Origin of the sequence: Gluconobacter sp. P1D12_c, from assembly GCF_018812105.1 — a bacterium.
Lineage (GTDB): Bacteria > Pseudomonadota > Alphaproteobacteria > Acetobacterales > Acetobacteraceae > Gluconobacter > Gluconobacter oxydans_A.
The window spans coordinates 1-636 of record NZ_JACSIQ010000147.1 but is presented as its reverse complement, the minus strand read 5'-3'; the positions used below and the strand labels follow the sequence as shown (position 1 = coordinate 636).

General features: G+C 58.3%; 1 protein-coding gene. It reads left to right on the top strand.

What is annotated here, in order from left to right; all coding sequences use genetic code 11:
• Positions 1–636 (top strand): transposase (locus KP705_RS16035; RefSeq protein ID WP_215764957.1); only part of this gene is annotated, 636 nt, incomplete at both ends.

Genomic DNA, 636 nt, shown 5'->3' with positions numbered 1-636 from the left:
AGGCGGGCGCCCGCCATTTGATCCGGTGCTGATGTTCAAGATCCTGGTGATCCAGACGTTGAACAATTTGTCTGATGAGCGGACGGAATATCTGATCAACGATCGCCTGTCGTTCATGCGCTTCCTTGGGCTGGGGCTTTCAGATCGTGTTCCTGATGCCAAAACACTCTGGCTGTTCCGTGAGCGCCTGACGCAGGTGGGAGCGATCGAGGGTCTGTTCAACCGTTTTGACGCGACCCTGCGGCACGCCGGCTATCTGCCGATGTCGGGCCAGATCCTGGATGCAACGCTGGTGGCGGCTCCAAAGCAGCGCAACACGAACGCCGAGAAAGCCGATCTCCGGGCAGGCCGTATTCCCGAAGACTGGCAGGACAAGCCGTCAAAGCTGTCGCACAAGGATCGCCATGCGCGCTGGACGCTGAAGTTCACGAAAGCGAAGCGGCAGGACGATGGAACCATGCCGTCGAGTGATCTCGCTATCCCATTCTTTGGCTACAAACCCCACGTCTCCATCGACCGGAAGTATCGGTTCATCCGCAAATGGAAGACAACAGATGCCGCCGCCAGTGATGGCGCGCGATTGAGAGAGGGGCTTCTGGATAAAGCCAATACCGCCTCAAGCGTCTGGGCCGATAC